Genomic DNA, 17,675 nt, shown 5'->3' with positions numbered 1-17,675 from the left:
TACAATTAGCCGTATGCGAAAAAGAATATTCCTCTTTCTATTCATATTCCTCCTCCTAGGAGGTAGCGTTGTTGCTTGGTTCGGATACCGTCTCACTATGAAGTCGAACTTCGTAGGCCATCCCATTGAGTTTATTGTGGATGAGAACACGGAACTCATAGACATCGTACACGCTATAGATAGTGGATTAGTTGACCCTGAGACTTTCAAAGAATGGGCGACTTTCAAAGAACTCGGCACTCACCTCAAATATGGTCGTTACGTTTTCGAAGAGGGGATGTCAAACCGTGAAATGGTAAACCGACTTATCGGCGGGCTTCAGACTCCTTCTCGACTGCAGTTTCACAATGTGAAGAATATGAATCAGTTGGCCTCGGCTTTAGACAGAGATCTGCAACCGAGCAAAGCCGATTTTCTCGAAGCACTCACCAACGATTCACTTTGGATTGCCAACGGAGTAGAAGATAAGGCGCATAGGATGGCGTATATTCTACCCAACACATATGAGGTGTATTGGACTGCATCCGCGGAAGAGGTCGTTTCTAGACTGTTGGTGGAGCATGGAAAGTATTGGACCGATGAAAGAGAGGAATTAGCTCAAAGCAAAGGACTTACACCAATTGAAGTGTCCATCCTAGCATCCATAGTTCAAGGAGAAACGTATATGGAGGACGAGATGCCAATTGTGGCCGGCTTGTACCTCAATAGATTGAGAAAGGGAATTCGACTGCAGTGTGACGCGACCTCCAAGTTTGCTTGGGAGCAAGACCACCCAGAGGATTATCCGGTTAGACGTGTACTCAACAAGATGACTGAATACGACCATCCATATAACACATACCTGATTGATGGACTTCCTCCAGGGCCAATTTCAATCCCAGAGATTGTAGCAATTGAGGCTGTCCTCAATGCCGACAAAAATGAATTTATCTTCATGATGGCCGACTTAGATCGACCAGGCTACCATCGATTTGCCAAAACGCTCGCTCAGCACGAAAGAAACATTCGCGATTATCGCAAGGCGCGCGGCCGATGAGGAAAATCATAGCCATATCATTGATTTTATGCAGCTTAGGAGGTCAAGCTCAAAGTTTTTGGACACCTTCCGACACGCTTAACAAGCCTCGCTTATACACGCTCGTTGGAGTAGGAGGTGGGCTGGCAATCGGTTCACTTGCAGCACTTTATTCTACCTGGTATGCAGATTATCCGCAATCTGGTTTTCACGGTGTGAATGACTTTGGAAACTGGAGAGGGATGGACAAGCTAGGTCACGCTATGACCACCTATGCCATTGGACATAACAGTTATGCCGCCTTGCGTTGGTCTGGCGTAAGTGAAAAGGAAGCGATTTGGTATGGAGGTTTAACAGGCTGGACATACCTGGCGGCTGTTGAGGTGATGGATGGGTTCTCTGATGAATGGGGATTCTCAACAGGTGATTTCGCCTTCAATACGCTTGGCGCCGGCTTGTTTATCGGACAGCAATTGGGATGGGGTGAACAAAGAATGATGTTGAAATTCAGCTATCACCCAACCGAATTTTCGCAGTATAGACCAGAATTGCTGGGTAATGGTTGGACAGAAGAATGGTTGAAGGACTACAACGGTCAAACCTATTGGTTGTCCGTTAACCCACGAAGCTTCTCAGATAGCGAAGATGGCTGGTGGCCTACTTGGTTGAATGTCGCCGGGGGGTACGGTGCAACAGGAATGACGGGAGGTTCTACAAATGCAATGTTTGATCCTAATGGCAATCCCATTCCTCAGTATACGCGCGGATCGCAATACTATTTGAGCTTAGACGTGGACCTCACGAAAATTAAGGTCAAAAGTGATTTCTGGAAAGGCGTGTTCCGAGTGGTAAGCATCATCAAGATTCCCGCTCCAACTCTGGAGTACAGAACGTCAGATGGAAACTTCTATTTCCACCCGATTTACTTCTAAACTAGGATTGAGTGCTACTCGACAATAACTCTTTCGGTGGCAATCGAAGCACCGTTGGAAAGGATTTGTAGCATGTAAACTCCTGCTGGAAGGTCTGACACATTCAAACGTGTCTGGGTATTCTCAGCTACTTCCAAATCGGCCACGGTCTGACCGGCGATATTCATCAAACGAACTTCATACTCTTCCGTAAGCTCTGGAAGTGTAATGAAGGATGTAGCAGGGTTAGGCGATGGAGACCAGTTTTCGAGTAGTTCTTCATCGATACTCACGCCATATTCCATGTTTACTGTGAAATACGGGAAGATGAGGTCAGGATCAACTGGATTGTCAATCATGCCAGTCAACTCTGTGCTGTTGATTTCAATAGGGCCGTTGCCATTTGGGTTCCAAGGGAACGAGCTATTCGAATAAAGGCTAACATCCACCTGTGAAAGGTCGAAAGACAAACGATAAGAGTGCCCAGTTTCGAGTATCACACCAACCGCTTCAAAGGCATGTGTGCTAGCGGTTAACTCGTTCGGATATCCGCTCCAAAGCATTGTTCCTTCTGCATCGTAGATTTTGAGATATGCACTTCCGTTCGCACTGTTGGAAGCTGAGTTATCCCAATTGATGTTGTGTATTTTGCTCGGAGAACCGGTCCAGGTAAAGTTCATTTCGAAAGTGCCGGTAACTTCGGCATCAATGGTAGATGATGATTCTGGATACAGGTTATAATCAACGCGTGTACCAGCGTCTTGAGCTTTTATCAGAAAAGGCGTAATTGCCAAAGCAAGGGCAGTTACTACGCCTCGTATTGTGAAGGTGTGCGACTTCTTCATACGAATGTGGTATTAGGCTTTGGAACAGAAAGTTACAAATAAAATCTTTTTCCACTAGCCTCGTATGTAGAAGTCACACACACTTACATTGTTAATAACGTCTGTAACCGACTGTTAGTCAATGTTTCGGAAAACGATATTTCCTTCAAATTCATCCACTAAGATTACGCTATCATTTGTGATTTCTTGTGAAATGATGCTTTTTGACAATGGATTGAGCACTTCTCGTTGAATCACTCGTTTAACCGGACGCGCACCAAACTGCGGATCGAACCCAATTCTGGCAATATGTTGAATGGCCTCCGCTGAAAAGTCAAGTGTAACATCCTTCTTTGCAAGCATTCGCTTTAGTCCGTCCAATTGAATTTTGACAATACCCTCGATTTCGTTTTCATTAAGTGGAGTAAACGTCACGATTTCATCCACTCTGTTCAGGAACTCTGGACGCATATGTCCTTTTAGGAGGTCCAGAATCTCGGCTTTTAAACTCAGCATCACTTCTTCCGAATTCTCAGATTGGTAGTTCGCAATCCGCTCTTGTATCAACTGTGAGCCAAGGTTGGATGTCATGATGATGATCGTATTCTTAAAATTGACCGTGCGGCCCTTGTTGTCGGTAAGACGGCCATCATCTAGCACTTGCAATAGAATGTTGAAAACGTCAGGATGCGCCTTTTCTATTTCATCCAGCAAAATCACGCTGTACGGCCTCCTGCGAACGGCTTCGGTAAGCTGACCACCTTCGTCGTAGCCCACGTATCCTGGAGGCGCGCCGATGAGTCGACTTACGGCATGGCGTTCTTGATATTCGCTCATGTCAATCCTTTCGAGAGAATTTTCATCATCGAATAGGAAGGAGGCGAGCGTTTTTGCAAGCTCTGTTTTGCCAATTCCAGTCGGACCTGTAAAAATGAAAGAACCGATTGGACGCTTGTCATCACCCAAGCCCGCTCTGCTTCTCCGAATGGCGTCTGATACGGCTTGAATTGCCTCATCTTGCCCCACAACGCTCTTGTGAAGTTCATCCTCGAGACGAAGAAGTTTGGAGCGTTCGCTTTCTAGCATTTTGCTCACGGGAATGCCGGTCCATTTGGAGACTACTTCGGCAATATCTTCGGAAGTCACCTCTTCTTTAATCAGAGTATCCTGAGTGGAACGAGCCTCGAGTTCGGTTTCACTTTCTTTCAGCGTTTTCTCCGCTTCTTGAATCCTTCCGTATCGGATTTCGGCCACTTTGCCGTAGTCGCCAGCACGTTCGGCCTGCTCAGCCGCAAGCTTGAACTTCTCGATATCCTCCTTTGCTTTCTGTATTCGCTCTACGATTTCAACTTCGCCTTCCCATTTGGCAGCAAGTGCGTTGCGCTCTTCACGCAGGTTGGCCAGCTCTTCTTTGATGACGGCAAGTTTCTTCTTGTCATCCTCGCGTTTTATGGCCTCTTGCTCAATTTCAAGTTGCATTATTTTTCGATCGAGAACATCGATTTCCTCTGGCTTGGAGTTGATTTCCATGCGAAGTTTCGAAGCCGATTCATCGATAAGGTCAATGGCTTTATCGGGCAAGAACCGATCTGTAATATATCGCTGAGATAGCTCGACAGCAGAAATAATGGCTTCGTCCTTTATTCTCACCTTGTGGTGAGTTTCGTATTTGTCTTTAATTCCACGAAGAATGGAGATAGAGCTTTCTGTATCTGGCTCTTCAACCATAACCTTCTGGAATCGTCTTTCTAAAGCCTTGTCTTTTTCGAAGTATTTCTGATACTCATTGAGCGTGGTTGCACCTATGGCTCGCAGCTCTCCTCTCGCCAAGGCTGGCTTTAGTATGTTGGCCGCGTCCATGGCACCTTCGCCGCCTCCGGCACCAACTAGGGTGTGGATTTCATCTATGAAGAGGACGATTTCGCCATCGCTTTGTGAAACTTCTTTCACTACGGCTTTAAGTCTCTCCTCAAATTCACCTTTATACTTTGCTCCAGCAATGAGCGAAGCCATGTCAAGCGAGTGTAGAACTTTCGATTTTAGATTCTCAGGGACATCCCCACTTACGATTCTGTGAGCGAGACCCTCCGCGATGGCAGTTTTACCTACGCCTGGTTCACCAACAAGAATTGGATTGTTTTTGGTTCGGCGCGAGAGAATCTGAAGAACTCTTCTGATTTCCTCATCTCGCCCAATAACCGGATCTAGTTTGCCTGAATCCGCGAGTTCGTTAAGATTCAGTGCATACTTGCCCATTGCGTTGTAACTGTTCTCTGCGGAAGCAGTTGTAGCTTTATCGCCCTTGCGCAATTCCTCAATGGATTTATCGAGGTTCTTTTCGGTGATACCCGCATCCTTTAGCATTCGAGAAACCTGGCTGGAAGTGGCGACAATTCCAGAGAATAGGTGCTCAATTGATACGAAGTCATCTCCGTTCTTCTGAGCGTGCTTTTGTGCCTTTTGAATGATTTCATTGGCTTCGCGGGAAAGGTAGAGTTGACCTCCTTCTACGCGGGGAATTCCTTCCAATTGAGCGCGCACGGCCTGAACAATGGGATCAATAGATACGCCCATCTTCTTGAATAGGAAGGGGAGTACTTGTTCGTCAACCTCGTGAATACCTTCAAAGAGGTGTAGATCTGTGATACTCTGATGACCTTTATCCGTCGCTAGAGCTTGTGCAGCTTGGATGGCCTCCTGAGACTTAATTGTGAATTTATCTAGTTTCATTTGTGTACTGAATTGTACGGAGTGCACATCAATTCAAGTTCCAATTGAAGAATTGGTTCAATAATCCGACTTTTTGTCTTAGCCCACTGTTGTTGAGTGTCTTATAGGCATATGAAAATAAAAAAGGGCGCCAATTTGGCGCCCTTTAGTGTTGAAAATGGAAACTCTTATTCGTGAGTTACGATAAACTTGACATTCGATTGAACACCGTTCATATCGATGGTCAAGATGTATACACCACTGGTGTATTGTTCTGTATCAATGTCCAATGTGTTCTTACCCATGCTGAACTGCTCCGTGCTTTCATAGAGCGTTTGTCCAACGAGGTTGTTCACACTGATTTTAGCTTCACCGCCAATTGAGGTAATTACATCAACGAAGGTGTAATTGTCAGCTGGGTTAGGGTAGAGGCTAACATCCGTAAATACTGGAGCATCGTTTTCATCAATACTGATTGGACCTGTTGAAGGAGCGTCAGTAGTTGTATTGAAACAGAAGTCATCGATTGTCCAACCAGCACCCTGAATGGTGTAGTCAGCAGCGAATCTCCAACGGAATACTACTGTTCCAGGAGTGTCAACCTGGAATGTTGCTTCTGAGCGAATCCATGAGAACTGTCCAGACCAACCGCCGTTCAATCTGTCTAGCGATGTAACGTGGTTCGTATTGTACCAGGTTCCGTTAGGATTCACACTACCTAGGGCATACCATGTAATACCTCCATTGAAACTGAATTCAATGCCACCACCATCGTGGTACTGTTCGCCGTTCATTTGGTGCCAGAAGCTAAACTTGTACGTCGTGTCTGGTGTAAGAACGAAGAATGGCGTATGCAACGAGCTTTCTGTCAGGAAGTTGTAGTTCGAATCTAGATCGGTTGACCAAGCGTTTGAACCAGAGTATGCGCCAGGCAAGTTCGGATTCGTAGGGTTTCCTTCTTCCCACTCTTGATCTAGCTGTTTGTTGAAGGAGTGTAGCGCAACAAGTGGTGTCTTGCTAGGGTCTTCAAAATCGTTACAGTAAGAAGAAGAGTCAGCTGTAGGTACAACCTCGTCTAGAACAGTTACTTGGAAAGAGTACAAGTCATCTGCAGGACGGTTATCTGCTTTAGGTAGGCTATCGTAGTCGGACACTGGACGTGAAGTTTCTACTTCGATGGTATACACGCCAGGAGCCATTGCCGGAGTTTGGAAACTGAACTCGTGGTTCACCACGCGACCTTTGAACCAGTTCGCTTGAGGTACAGTATCCCACTGCGACCATCCTAAATTATTGATGTTGAAGCGCACAAGACATCCTTGTAGAACTTTCTCACCCGTGTTCTTGATACGTGTTACAATCGTTGCAGGCTGATTAGGAACTACCAGATACTCTTTCGTATCTGCCCAAATCGGACTTACCGAGTTCTGAGGAGGAACGATTACATCAAAGTCATCGATACTCCAACCCGTACCACCGTTCGTGTTCGCATCATTCTTCATGATGTAACGCAAGTAGAGTGGGTTGCTGCGGAAGTTCCAGATGCTCAATGGGAATTCAGCAAGTGTCCAAGGCTGAGAGCCAGTCCATGCCTCTCCACCACCAAATGATGGAACTGAACCGTCACCGTACCAGTTCAAACCTACTTGAGTAGATGAGAATCCGAATACGTTCCACTGACCGAGGAAGAAGTACTCCATTCGACCAGCATCTCCACTTGAGAAGTTGTAACGGTGACGCATACGAAGGATGGCTCCTACAACCGTATCGAACTCAACCAATGGCGGTACACGAAGTACTTCCGTTTGGTTCTGGTAGTCGAATTCATTGGCTAGGTTCCAAGAGTTAGCACCAGAGTAAGCGCTGTTCCAGCTACCTTTCTGTGGCGTTCCGTGTTCCCAAGCGAATAGACCGCCTTGAGAGAACCAACCTTTAGTGTTGTATGTACAGCTATCGAAATTGTCGCTGTATGGAATCGGAATAGGGCGGAATCCTACACCGTGACGATATGAAGTATCGTTGAATGAGTTGGCATCACCCGTCATTGAAGTGTACGCCAACATATCAAACCCACCGAAATAGTAGGTCGGTTGAGGCATAGTTACTTCGGTTACTGAGTGTGCTGCAAGTGGACCAGGAACCGTGAGGTTCACAGTGTTCGTCTTGCTCGGGTCACAAAGGTCAGTTACAATTACTGTAACTGGTACGTTACTCACTGGAGACTCTCCAAAGTTTGTAACCTTCACTTTGAGATCAGGCTTAGTCGCAGCGGCTAAGTTTACAGCCTGGTATCCTGGAGATGAAATGATTGAGGCACCTACATCGGTTTGGCCATCTTCATCCCAAAGGAGTACGTTGTCAATTGCAACGTCGGTCTGACTGCCTGTACCGGTAGATTGTACAATGAATCTCAAGCGCACGAGACCACCTGCAAATGTGGTAAGGTCAACTTGATGGAATCTCCAATCATCATTCTCATCCGTTTGCTGTGTACCGTTCACCACACCACCCGGTGCGTCGAACCACTGCGTGCTTCCATCGAGCTGATATTGAACCTTGAGGAAGTTCACGTTAGCACCATACATATGGTACCAGAATGAGAAGCTTGGGTTCGTCATGTTCGTCATATCGATACAACGATCAAGCTCGTAGCGCGCAAAGTGCGTACCTGGAGTTCTAACATCGGTGTAGAGGTAATTCCCGTCACCCGACATGTCGTATCTAGGACCTGTGTTGAAGTCTTCAGTCACCTGATTTCCAACAACAAAGGCAAGGTTCGCGCTTGTAGTAGGAGGGAGAACTAACCAATCTGGGTTACCATAGGTACCAGGGTTGGAAATTGTACCTCCACCGTACTGCCATCCACCACCATCGAAGTCGATCGTATAAGGGAAAGTGTTGATTGGTTGAACGTGCTCGATGAAGAGTGGTCCAATAGTATCGTTGGTTCCGTCAACGTCACCTGGAACGTTAACCCAAGCGTAGATTTCAAAGTTGCCGTACCCACTAAGGTCAGCCTTTGGTGTATAGATATGAGTAAGGATGTCACCCAATGCCATGGTATCCGTAATCACATCATTGTGAATAACCGGAGTACCACCGTTAAGGCTTACGCTAAATCCGATAGGAATGCTGTCCTCTTCTAGACAACCTCTAGAGCGTAGCGTAATCTCTACATCTTCAGCATTTGAGTATGAACAGAGGCCATTAGTAGGCTCTCCGAACGTCATCATTTCGAAATCAATCGGATCTGGTTCGTAAACGCTGATGTCATCAATTGCGATATCCTGCTTGTCGCCAGAAGAACGGTTTACACCGAGGAAACGGAAGTTGATTGTCTGACCAGCGAACTGTTCAAGTGGAATGATGGCTGTTTGCCAAGGGCTAGTAGAGCTAGCGTTTTGCTGACCTACTAGGATGCCTACAGCATTTACGTATTGTTGAGTGTTCATTCCGGTTGATGTATCCACGTCAACACGAAGTACACCACGCAGACCTACATTGAGGTCAGATCCGTACATGTGGTACTTGAACTCAAGTACAGAGCATGAGTTAGGTGGAAGGTCGAAACAAGGGGTAACTACGGAAGTAATACCCACTGCTGCACCACCTGCTTTTGGAGAAGAGGCCTCTGTGTATAGGTAGTTACCAGACCCCGTTGTACCATCGCCATCAGGACCTGTGTTGGCAGTACCAGTTGAACCTGAACGTACACTCCAAGCGTATTGCGCTAGGTTTGGAGTAGGAGAAACCTGCCAGTTACGTCCACCTGGAGGTGGTCCGGTTGGCCAAGTACCTCTGTGTGCAGATCCGGTTGAACCTGTACCAGAACCCGGAGCCCAAAGCGCTGGGTTTTCAAAGCTTTCTGTGAAAGGAAAGTTAGCAACGATATATGGGAAGCTGTTAGAAGTCGTAGTACCACACTTCAACGGTGGAGCTGGATCAATCCAAAACTTAGCATATGGGTTAGCAGCGGCTTGATCAGGGAAAATCGCCGTGTTCGGACAAGCGCAATCCTCCGCGTACAATTTCCATTCAACCGTATCGCCTACGGTCAGACCCATGATTGTGTAGGTGTACTGAGAAGCAGCAGGGCAGTTAGATGCACCTGTCATAAGTACTGTGGTGTCAGCTGAACCATTGATTCTGTATGTAAGCAATACGCTGTCAACACCAGCACCGGCGTCGCTAACGTTCACTTCAATCTCTTGGTTAGCTTGGTATCTTGGACCAATAGGCTGGCGAGAGCCAGTGGTCGTCCAGTCTAGAACCGGTGGCTGCAATTCGCAGGTAGAACCGATAATTTCAATGTTGTCAACATACCAACCGTTGTAGCTTGTGGCATTCGGGTTCACATCTACGAGTGACCAACGGATCTGACACTGGGTGTAAGGTGTACCCGTGCTCACCATGATGTTGGTAAGGTCGAAGATTTCGTGCGCCCACCAGTTGTTGGTAGGTGTGGTGTTGTTGAACGGATCCCAATATGGCTGAGCGCCAGGGTTTGCGTAAGAAGCTCCGTTAAAATACAACGTTGAAGGATAACCCGGACTGTTCCCAAGGTAGGCAGAGCCTGGAAGGAGCGTCCAAGTAGTACCTCCATCAACCGTGTATTCTACACGACCTTGTTGAAGGAAGTTCAACTTACATATTTGATCGAATTCAAGACGAGCGTTCGTCAAGTTTGCAGTAGAGAACACAGCCGTATACAAGTACTTTGTCTTGTTTACAGTTCTCTGTCCCTTCATGCTGTTCGGCGACGAAACCTGAAGAGTTGAATTCAAACTCCAGCCACCTGTAGTCACTGCTCCCGAAAGGTTGTCTTCCGTCTCGGTCGTAGTTGTTACAGTGGTAGAGTCAAAGTTTTCCTGAAAGAGTGTTACGAACTGAGCGTGCGAAGTTGTTCCTAACAGCAGCAGCCCCAGGAGGGGTAACCATTTTTTCATACTAAGCGATTTAATGCGAGTGTACACCACAGCTAACAAATATAGTCATCTCATTTAGTCTGACACATTGCTTTTATCGACAGTTAATAACAGATTATTTAACGGCGACCTCAAAGGCCTTTTTGTCGTTGATATATCCCGAAAGGATATCACCTGTTTCAACCTTACCGACTCCAGCAGGAGTGCCAGTAAATAGGAGATCTCCATGTCTCCACGTGTAGTACGTCGAAAGATGAGAAATGAGGACATCAACCGGGAAAATCATTTGACTGGTATTTCCTTCTTGACGTGTAACCCCATTGACTTCCAGTCGAATATTCAGATTCTGTATATCTCCACCGAGCTCTTCTAATTCAAAGAATTCCCCTATTACCGCGCTTCCATCAAAGCCTTTGGCCTTCTCCCAAGGCAGTCCTTTGGATTTCAATTCGGATTGTAAATCTCTAGCCGTAAAGTCTATTCCAACCGTAACTTGAGTAAAGTACTTATGTGCAAACTTGGGAGCGACATGCTTACCCATTTTGCTCATTTTAATAACAACTTCGAGTTCGTGGTGGACGTCTTGACTGAAGTCGGGGAGGTAGAAGTCACGACCTTTCTGTAGTATGGCAGAGTCGGGTTTGCCAAATACTACCGGTTCTTTAGGGACTTCATTCTTAAGCTCAGCGGCATGATCGGCGTAATTCCGGCCAATACACAGTATCTTCATAAAGCAACGTCAGTTTTGCGGCGGGAATATAGCGATTCACGCTCACTTACTCATTCTGCGAAGCTTTATGTTCGTGAGGATTTTCTTGGTGTATAGCGGGAAGTCAGAGTTCAATATCCATCCAAAGTATCCCGGATCTCTATCGAGTACATCGTCAACAAGCTGACCTTTATATTTTCCAAAAGTGAATTTTTCCTTGTTGTTTTCATCAAATGCAATGAATCCAGCAAAGTCTGCAACCTTCTGTCGGTTAGAGAATTCGCTCAACCAATTCATGTCGTTCTCTAACTCTTCATATTTGTCGAGTTGCGACTTTAGTACTTCGTAAGTAGCCGTCACGTCGGCCTCCGCACTGTGCGCGTTCTCTAAGCTTTTCCCACAATAGAATTTGTATGCCGCACTCAATGTGCGCTGCTCCATCCGGTGAAAAATGTTCTGCACGTCCACCGCAACACGCTTCTGCATCTCGAAGTCAATGTCGCTTCTCAAGAATTCTTCAGCCAGCAACGGAATATCAAACTTGTTGGAGTTGTATCCTGCCAAGTCACTGTCCTTGATCATATCGTGAACACGATGGGCCAGCTCTTTGAAGGTCGGGGAGTCATTCACCTTTTCATCCGTAATGCCATGTATTTCTGCACTTTCTGCAGGAATCTTCATTTCCGGATTAACAAGCCAAGTCCTGCTCTCCCTTTCACCATTCGGATAAATCTTCAGAATGGAAATCTCTACAATCCTATCCTTTACAACGTTAGTTCCCGTTGTTTCTAAATCAAAAAAGCAGATGGGTCTGTTGAGTTTTAACTCCATAAATGTGTGTGGTAATTATTCTTCTTGATTTGCAGCTTCGTTCTTCTCATCTTCATCTATCCAGCCCCCTCCAGCGGCGCGATACAGGTCGAGATACGCACTGAGTAATTGAGCTTGAGTGGTTGCCAAGAAGTTTTGAGCCTCAAAGAGTTGTCTCTGGGTTTCAAGGTATTCCAAGTAACTTGTCACTCCTTGGTCGTATCGCATGTAGGATAGATCTTGAGCGGCCTGCGCGGCGTCTACGTGAAGCTGTCGGGCAACGACTTCTTCCCTTAATGTTTGAATGTCTACTAACGATTTTTCGACCTCTCGGATGGCGTCTAGTACAGTTTGTTCGTAATTAAGGAGCGCGATTTTGGTGTCATTTTCTGCAACATCCACACGACGCAAATTCTGTTGCCAGTAGAATAATGGCCCTGCCAATCCGGCACCAAGGTTCCATGCTGCACCCGAGCCAAAGGTTGTAGGGTCTCCAGCTGCTGCCAGCGTACCTGTGAGGGAAATGCTCGGAAACAATTCTGCCACGCGAACACCAATAATCGCATTGGCCGAGATGAGGTCTTGTTCCGCCTGCAACACATCAGGTCTGTAGCGGAGCATTTCACTAGGGATTGCAATGTGTACCTCTTGTTCGAAGTTCTGGTCTTTTAGCGGTAAGCCCGATGGAATCTCCTGCGGTGGAACACCCACCAAAACGGATAGTACCTGTTCAGTTTGCTGACTCAAACGCTTGTATAGAGGAATGGAGCTCGCACTAATTGCATATTGAATTTGAGCCTGATTCACATCAATTTCGGGAATGATGCCACCCTCAAATCTATCCGTAATCAAATCTAAAGTGCTATCGCGCAATTGCGTTGTACTCTTTGCAATTTCAAGCCTCTTGCGGTACTCTAACAATTGGAAGTAGGTTGCGGATACCTCGTAAATCAATGAGATTTGAAGTGCGCGCTGGGCGAATATGTCGGACATCATTTGGGCACGAGCCGACTCGTTCAAGCGACGGTATTTTCCCCAAAAGTCGAGTTCCCAACTCATACTTGCTCCTGTAGACAACACCGTTATTTCATTGCCGAGAACTTGTCCGTTTGCGAAATTGCCACGTGTAGCCTGACCGAAATAATTAAATTTTGGCAGTAGTTCTGCCTTCTGAATTCCCAGTACATTTCGTGCCCGTTCTACGCGTTCAGCTGCGATGAGAGCACTTCTATTGTTCACGAGTGAAAGGCGAATCAGGCTGTCCAGAACTGGATCGTTGAAGTAGGTCCACCATTCGCGAGGAACGGCCGTGGAGTCTATTGTAAAGCTTTGGTCAACGACTTGCCAGTCTACCGGAACATCCATTTCGGGTTGCTCATAATCCGGACCAACCTTGCATTGGACAATCACCAGCGTCAAAAGCAGAAGGAGTATGTTTTTCATGTTTCTCATGCTTCCTTGGCTTTTTGTTGATCACGCTTTTGCTCGTATTTGAACGCTTTGCCGATGAGCACAAAGAACGCAGGATAGAAGAGGACTCCCAAAGCCGTGGCCAAAACCATACCTCCCAAGAGCGCTAGCCCCATCACTTTTCTCGCTTCGGCGCCTGCCCCGCTTGCAATAACCAACGGCAGAATACCGAGAATAAAGGAAGCCGCTGTCATCAAGATTGGTCTAAATCTAAGTCGAGCCGCTTCGATAGCCGCTTCAATAAGTGACAGACCTTCGTCAAATTTGATTTTGGCAAACTCAATAATCAGGATGGCATTTTTCGCTGCCATGGCGATGAGCATCACCAGACTGATTTGGGCGAAGACATTAAAGTCATACGCGCCAGTGATTAGTCTTCCAAGATAAAGGAATAGCATGGCGCCCATAATCGCGAATGGTGTTCCCATCAAAATACTCAAGGGCATGCTCCACGATTCGTATTGAGCACTCAAAATGAGGAATACGAAGAAGAGTGAGAAGGCGAAGATTACGGCAGTAGATCCCGCGGCCTTTGCCTCTTGATAACTCATCCCGTTCCAAGAAGTGGACATGTCAGGTGGAAGCACTTCGTCCGCAACCTCCATCAGCGCATCCATAGCTTGTGCTGAAGAATATCCCTCAGCCGGCTGCCCTGTAACTTCTGCAGACCGGAAGAGGTTGAAACGATTGGTGTAATCTGGGCCGTACACTTCACCCACCTTGACGAGCGCCGATAGTGGCACATCCTCACCGGTGGCATTCTTCACGAAGAAGAGGTTGAGCCCATCTGCGTTTTGTCGGTACTCGGCTTCCGCCTGCACGTAGGTTCGGTAGAGGCGACCAAACCTGTTGAAGTCGTTCACATAAGCACCACCTAAGAAGGCTGCAAAGGTGTTCTGAACATCTTCAAGCCGCACACCCGCTTGTAGTACCTTGTCTCTATCAATGGTGATTTTCTTCTGCGGAACGGAGGCCTGATACATCGAAACGGCCGATTCAATCTCCGGTCGAGCGATAGCGGCCTTGATGAAGTTGTTCACATTCGCCCCTAGATACTCTGGCGTATTGCCTGATCGGTCTTGTAGCATGATGGAATAACCACTGCCATTACCAAGGCCAGGAATGGGAGGTGGGCCGAAGGCGTATCCCTGTCCGTCATCAATAGCGAAGAATAATTTTCCGTTAAGTCCGCGCGACAAGCGCAGCGCGGTAACCGGTCGGTCTCCCCAATCTTTCAGCTTTACAAATACAAAGCCTGAGTTTGGTGCCATGGTACCGGACAACATACTAAAACCACTCACAGCGGTAACGTGTTCAACGGCAGGGATTTCGGCGAGAACATCTTCAATTTCCGCCATCGTGGCATCCGTTCTTTGAAGCGATGAAGCCATTGGAAGTTGAAGGTTGACGAAGATGTATCCTTGATCTTCCTCTGGAATAAATCCACCGGGAATTTGTCCTCCTAGAATCACCGCAGCAACTAGCACAACGCCCGTGTAGAGCAAGCTGCGCTTGAACTTTTTGGTAAATGCACTCGCGATGCTCGTGTATCCGTCTGTGCTCTTATCAAACCAATTATTGAATCCTCTAAAGAACGGAGCTAACAGTCCTTTCGGTTCTTCTGGCTTTTTGAGAATGATGGAACATAGGGCCGGGGAGAGTGAAAGTGCATTGATACTAGAGAAGACCGTGGATACAGCCACGGTTATGGCAAACTGTTGATACAATTGACCCGTGATTCCAGCAATAAATGAAACAGGTAAGAATACCGCGACTAGCACGAGTGTGGTTGCAATGACCGGAACGGTAACTTCCTTCATCGCTTGAGAGGTGGCCTCTTTCGGGTCCATTCCTTTGCCCATATTCACCTGAACGGCTTCTACTACTACAATTGCGTCATCTACCACGATACCAATCGCCAGTACAAGTCCGAGCAAAGACAGTGTGTTTATGGAGAATCCAAGCAGCGGGAAGAAAGCGAAGGCGGCCATAAGTGAAACCGGAATCGCCAGGGTTGGAATTAACGTGGCGCGTGCATCCTGAATAAACAGGTATACAACGAGTACTACGAGAATGAGTGCTACGATTAGCGTGATGATAATCTCTTGAATACCCGCGGTAATTGGAGCAGTTGAATCGAGTGCGATGGTATGAGACACGCCTGGAGGGAAGCTGGCCGACATGCGGTTCATAGCTTCGGTCACCTTTTCAGCAAGTTCAACTGCATTCGTTCCAGGAGCCTGATAAACCGCAATGGCTGCACAGGCATCGCCATTTAGTCTTGAAACTGCATTGTAGCTTTCTACTTCGAGTGCAATTCTCGAGATGTGTTTCAGTTTAACCTGTGATCCATCTGCATTTGTACGAACAACGATTTCTCCGAATTCTTCTTCGGTTTGAAGACGGTCAGGTAAGCGCACAGTATACGTGAACTCCGTTCCGGGAGGTGCTGGCTCAGCGCCGAACTTACCACCTGGTACAATCACGTTCTGCGCTCTGATAGCAGATTGAATTTCCTGTATAGTAATGCCGAGTGCGGCGAGCTTATCGGGACGAACCCAGATGCGCATGGAATAGTTACTCGCACCCAGTACGTCAACTCGACCAATACCTCGGATACGCGAAAGCTCATCTTTGATGTTGATGAGCGCATAGTTGCCCAAGAAGTTTTGGTCCATAGATGCATCCGAAGACGTGAGACCAATAAGCATGAGGATGTTGGGCATCGACTTTTGAGTCGTAACGCCAAGGCGCTTCACCTCCTCTGGGAGTTTGGCGGTTGCTGAGGACACACGGTTCTGAACGAACACCGTGTTCATATCTGGGTCTGTACCGATGTCAAAGCTTACATCAAGCGCCATGGTTCCATCATTGGAGTTCACGGACTTCATGTAAATCATGTTGTCAACGCCATTCACTTGTTCTTCTACGGGAGCGGCCACACTTTGCTCGATGCTTACGGCGTTGGCGCCAGTGTAATTGGCACGTACCTGTACAATAGGTGGGGTGATGTTTGGATATTGCTCAATCGGCAAGCCAAGAATACTCACGGCGCCGACCACCGTCATCACGATGGCAATGACCATCGCCATAATGGGGCGTTGGACAAAAAAGTGGTGCTTTTTCTTCTCGCTCATAACTCCACGCCGTTAACGGATGTGAAAGTGGTATCCTTTGGAACAAGCGCAGCACCGCGCTGTGCGGCTTGGATTCCCTCGAGAATAATGCGTTCGCCTTTCTCAAGTCCGCTTCGAATAGTTACGAGATCGTCCCATTCTGAACCCAACTCGACAATCCTTCGTTCGCTATGTCCCTCATCATTAATTACATATACGAACTTTTGACCTTGAAGATCGGCAACTGCGCGAGAAGGAATTGCTACAACTTTGTTGATTCGCTGCTCGGTCACACGTAGACGTACAAACTGACCTGGACGAACAATTTCGTCTTTGTTAGGGAAGATGACTTGAGCACGGATGGCGCCGGTGGTTCTCTCCACGGCGCGATCAAGGAAATCAAATCGCCCTTGAACGTCGAGGGCTTCACCGTCCGAAAGAATGATGCTATAGGTAACTCGGTCTTCATATCCCGAGTTTTGAATTTCTTGGCGGCGACGTGCTAGAATCAAATATTGAGATTCGGGCACAAAAAATTCAACACGGAAAGAATCGATTTCGCTTACAGTGTTGAGAATAACTGGATTTGGAGAGCGTCCTACGTATTCGCCAACGCGAGCTTGAGTTTTTCCTATGATGCCGGTGATTGGAGCAGAGATTTGTGCATATCCCAATTCGATTTCAGCTAGGTCAACCTCTGCTTTAGCAGCTTGAATCTGAGCTTGTGAGGCATCGTAACCCGCAACGGCGGCATCGAGGTCGCTCTTACTCACGGCACTGCGCTCTGCAAGTGGGCGAATTCTATCGAGATCGTTTTTGGCCCTTACGCCTTCAACTTCTGCTTGTGCGAGCCTACTTTTCGCAGAGTTGAGTCGGGCTTGATAAGGAAGTGGGTCAATAGAGTAGAGTGGCTGCCCTTTTTGAACTACTGTACCTTCTGAAAACGAAATCTCTTCAAGAAAGCCTTCCACACGGGCTCGAATAGGAATATCGTTGATGCCGTAGACCTGACCTGGAAACTCGGTAACGAATGGAATGTCAACTTCCGAGACGGTGATTACAGGAACGGGTTTTGGTGGCGGACCTTGCTGTTCATCGGACTTGCAGGCTGTGAGTAACAAGATGGCCGTGGCGGCAATAGTGCCACTCAAGTAGGAAAGTTTGGTCATGATAAGGGCATAAAAAA

Annotated in this window: 10 protein-coding genes; 2 read left to right on the top strand and 8 right to left on the bottom strand. The window is 47.1% G+C overall.

Annotated features, from left to right (window positions below):
* Window positions 1-13 precede the first annotated feature (13 nt).
* Entirely contained in the window at window positions 14-1,036 is a 1,023-nt protein-coding gene (gene mltG, locus F8C67_RS02725) for an endolytic transglycosylase MltG (protein ID WP_151666254.1), read from the top strand.
* Window positions 1,033-1,947, top strand: coding sequence for a DUF2279 domain-containing protein (locus F8C67_RS02720; RefSeq protein WP_151666253.1), 915 nt, complete (start codon window positions 1,033-1,035; stop codon window positions 1,945-1,947). The genes mltG and F8C67_RS02720 overlap by 4 nt, the downstream gene beginning before the upstream one ends.
* Before the next feature lie 14 nt (window positions 1,948-1,961).
* On the opposite strand, the gene F8C67_RS02715 is transcribed toward F8C67_RS02720, so the two are convergent.
* From F8C67_RS02715 to F8C67_RS02680, 8 genes are all read right to left on the bottom strand, one after another.
* A complete protein-coding gene (locus F8C67_RS02715; RefSeq protein ID WP_151666252.1) occupies window positions 1,962-2,771 on the bottom strand; it encodes a T9SS type A sorting domain-containing protein in 810 nt (269 codons plus the stop codon).
* 114 nt (window positions 2,772-2,885) lie between these two features.
* Entirely contained in the window at window positions 2,886-5,480 is a 2,595-nt protein-coding gene (gene clpB / locus F8C67_RS02710; RefSeq protein ID WP_151666251.1) for an ATP-dependent chaperone ClpB, read from the bottom strand.
* A 167-nt stretch (window positions 5,481-5,647) separates the two neighbouring features.
* Window positions 5,648-10,405, bottom strand: a complete 4,758-nt coding sequence (locus F8C67_RS02705) for a T9SS type A sorting domain-containing protein (RefSeq protein WP_151666250.1) — start codon at window positions 10,403-10,405, stop codon at window positions 5,648-5,650.
* Between the two features lie 94 nt (window positions 10,406-10,499).
* Window positions 10,500-11,114, bottom strand: a complete 615-nt coding sequence (locus tag F8C67_RS02700) for a fumarylacetoacetate hydrolase family protein (protein WP_151666249.1) — start codon at window positions 11,112-11,114, stop codon at window positions 10,500-10,502.
* A gap of 42 nt (window positions 11,115-11,156) precedes the next feature.
* Entirely contained in the window at window positions 11,157-11,924 is a 768-nt protein-coding gene (locus F8C67_RS02695) for a 3'-5' exonuclease (protein WP_151666248.1), read from the bottom strand.
* Between the two features lie 15 nt (window positions 11,925-11,939).
* Entirely contained in the window at window positions 11,940-13,346 is a 1,407-nt protein-coding gene (locus F8C67_RS02690; protein ID WP_170266331.1) for an efflux transporter outer membrane subunit, read from the bottom strand.
* A 5-nt stretch (window positions 13,347-13,351) separates the two neighbouring features.
* Complete coding sequence (locus F8C67_RS02685; protein WP_151666246.1) at window positions 13,352-16,510, bottom strand: efflux RND transporter permease subunit; 3,159 nt, start codon at window positions 16,508-16,510, stop codon at window positions 13,352-13,354.
* The gene (locus tag F8C67_RS02680; RefSeq protein WP_151666245.1) at window positions 16,507-17,658 is read right to left on the bottom strand and encodes an efflux RND transporter periplasmic adaptor subunit; all 1,152 of its coding nucleotides are present in this window, start codon (window positions 17,656-17,658) and stop codon (window positions 16,507-16,509) included. Before F8C67_RS02680 ends, F8C67_RS02685 begins: the two co-directional genes overlap by 4 nt.
* Window positions 17,659-17,675 lie beyond the last annotated feature (17 nt).

The organism is Phaeocystidibacter luteus (assembly GCF_008933115.1).
Taxonomy (GTDB): domain Bacteria; phylum Bacteroidota; class Bacteroidia; order Flavobacteriales; family Schleiferiaceae; genus Phaeocystidibacter; species Phaeocystidibacter luteus.
The sequence above is the reverse complement of the archived record's forward strand: the minus strand, read 5'-3'. Positions and strand labels throughout refer to the sequence as shown.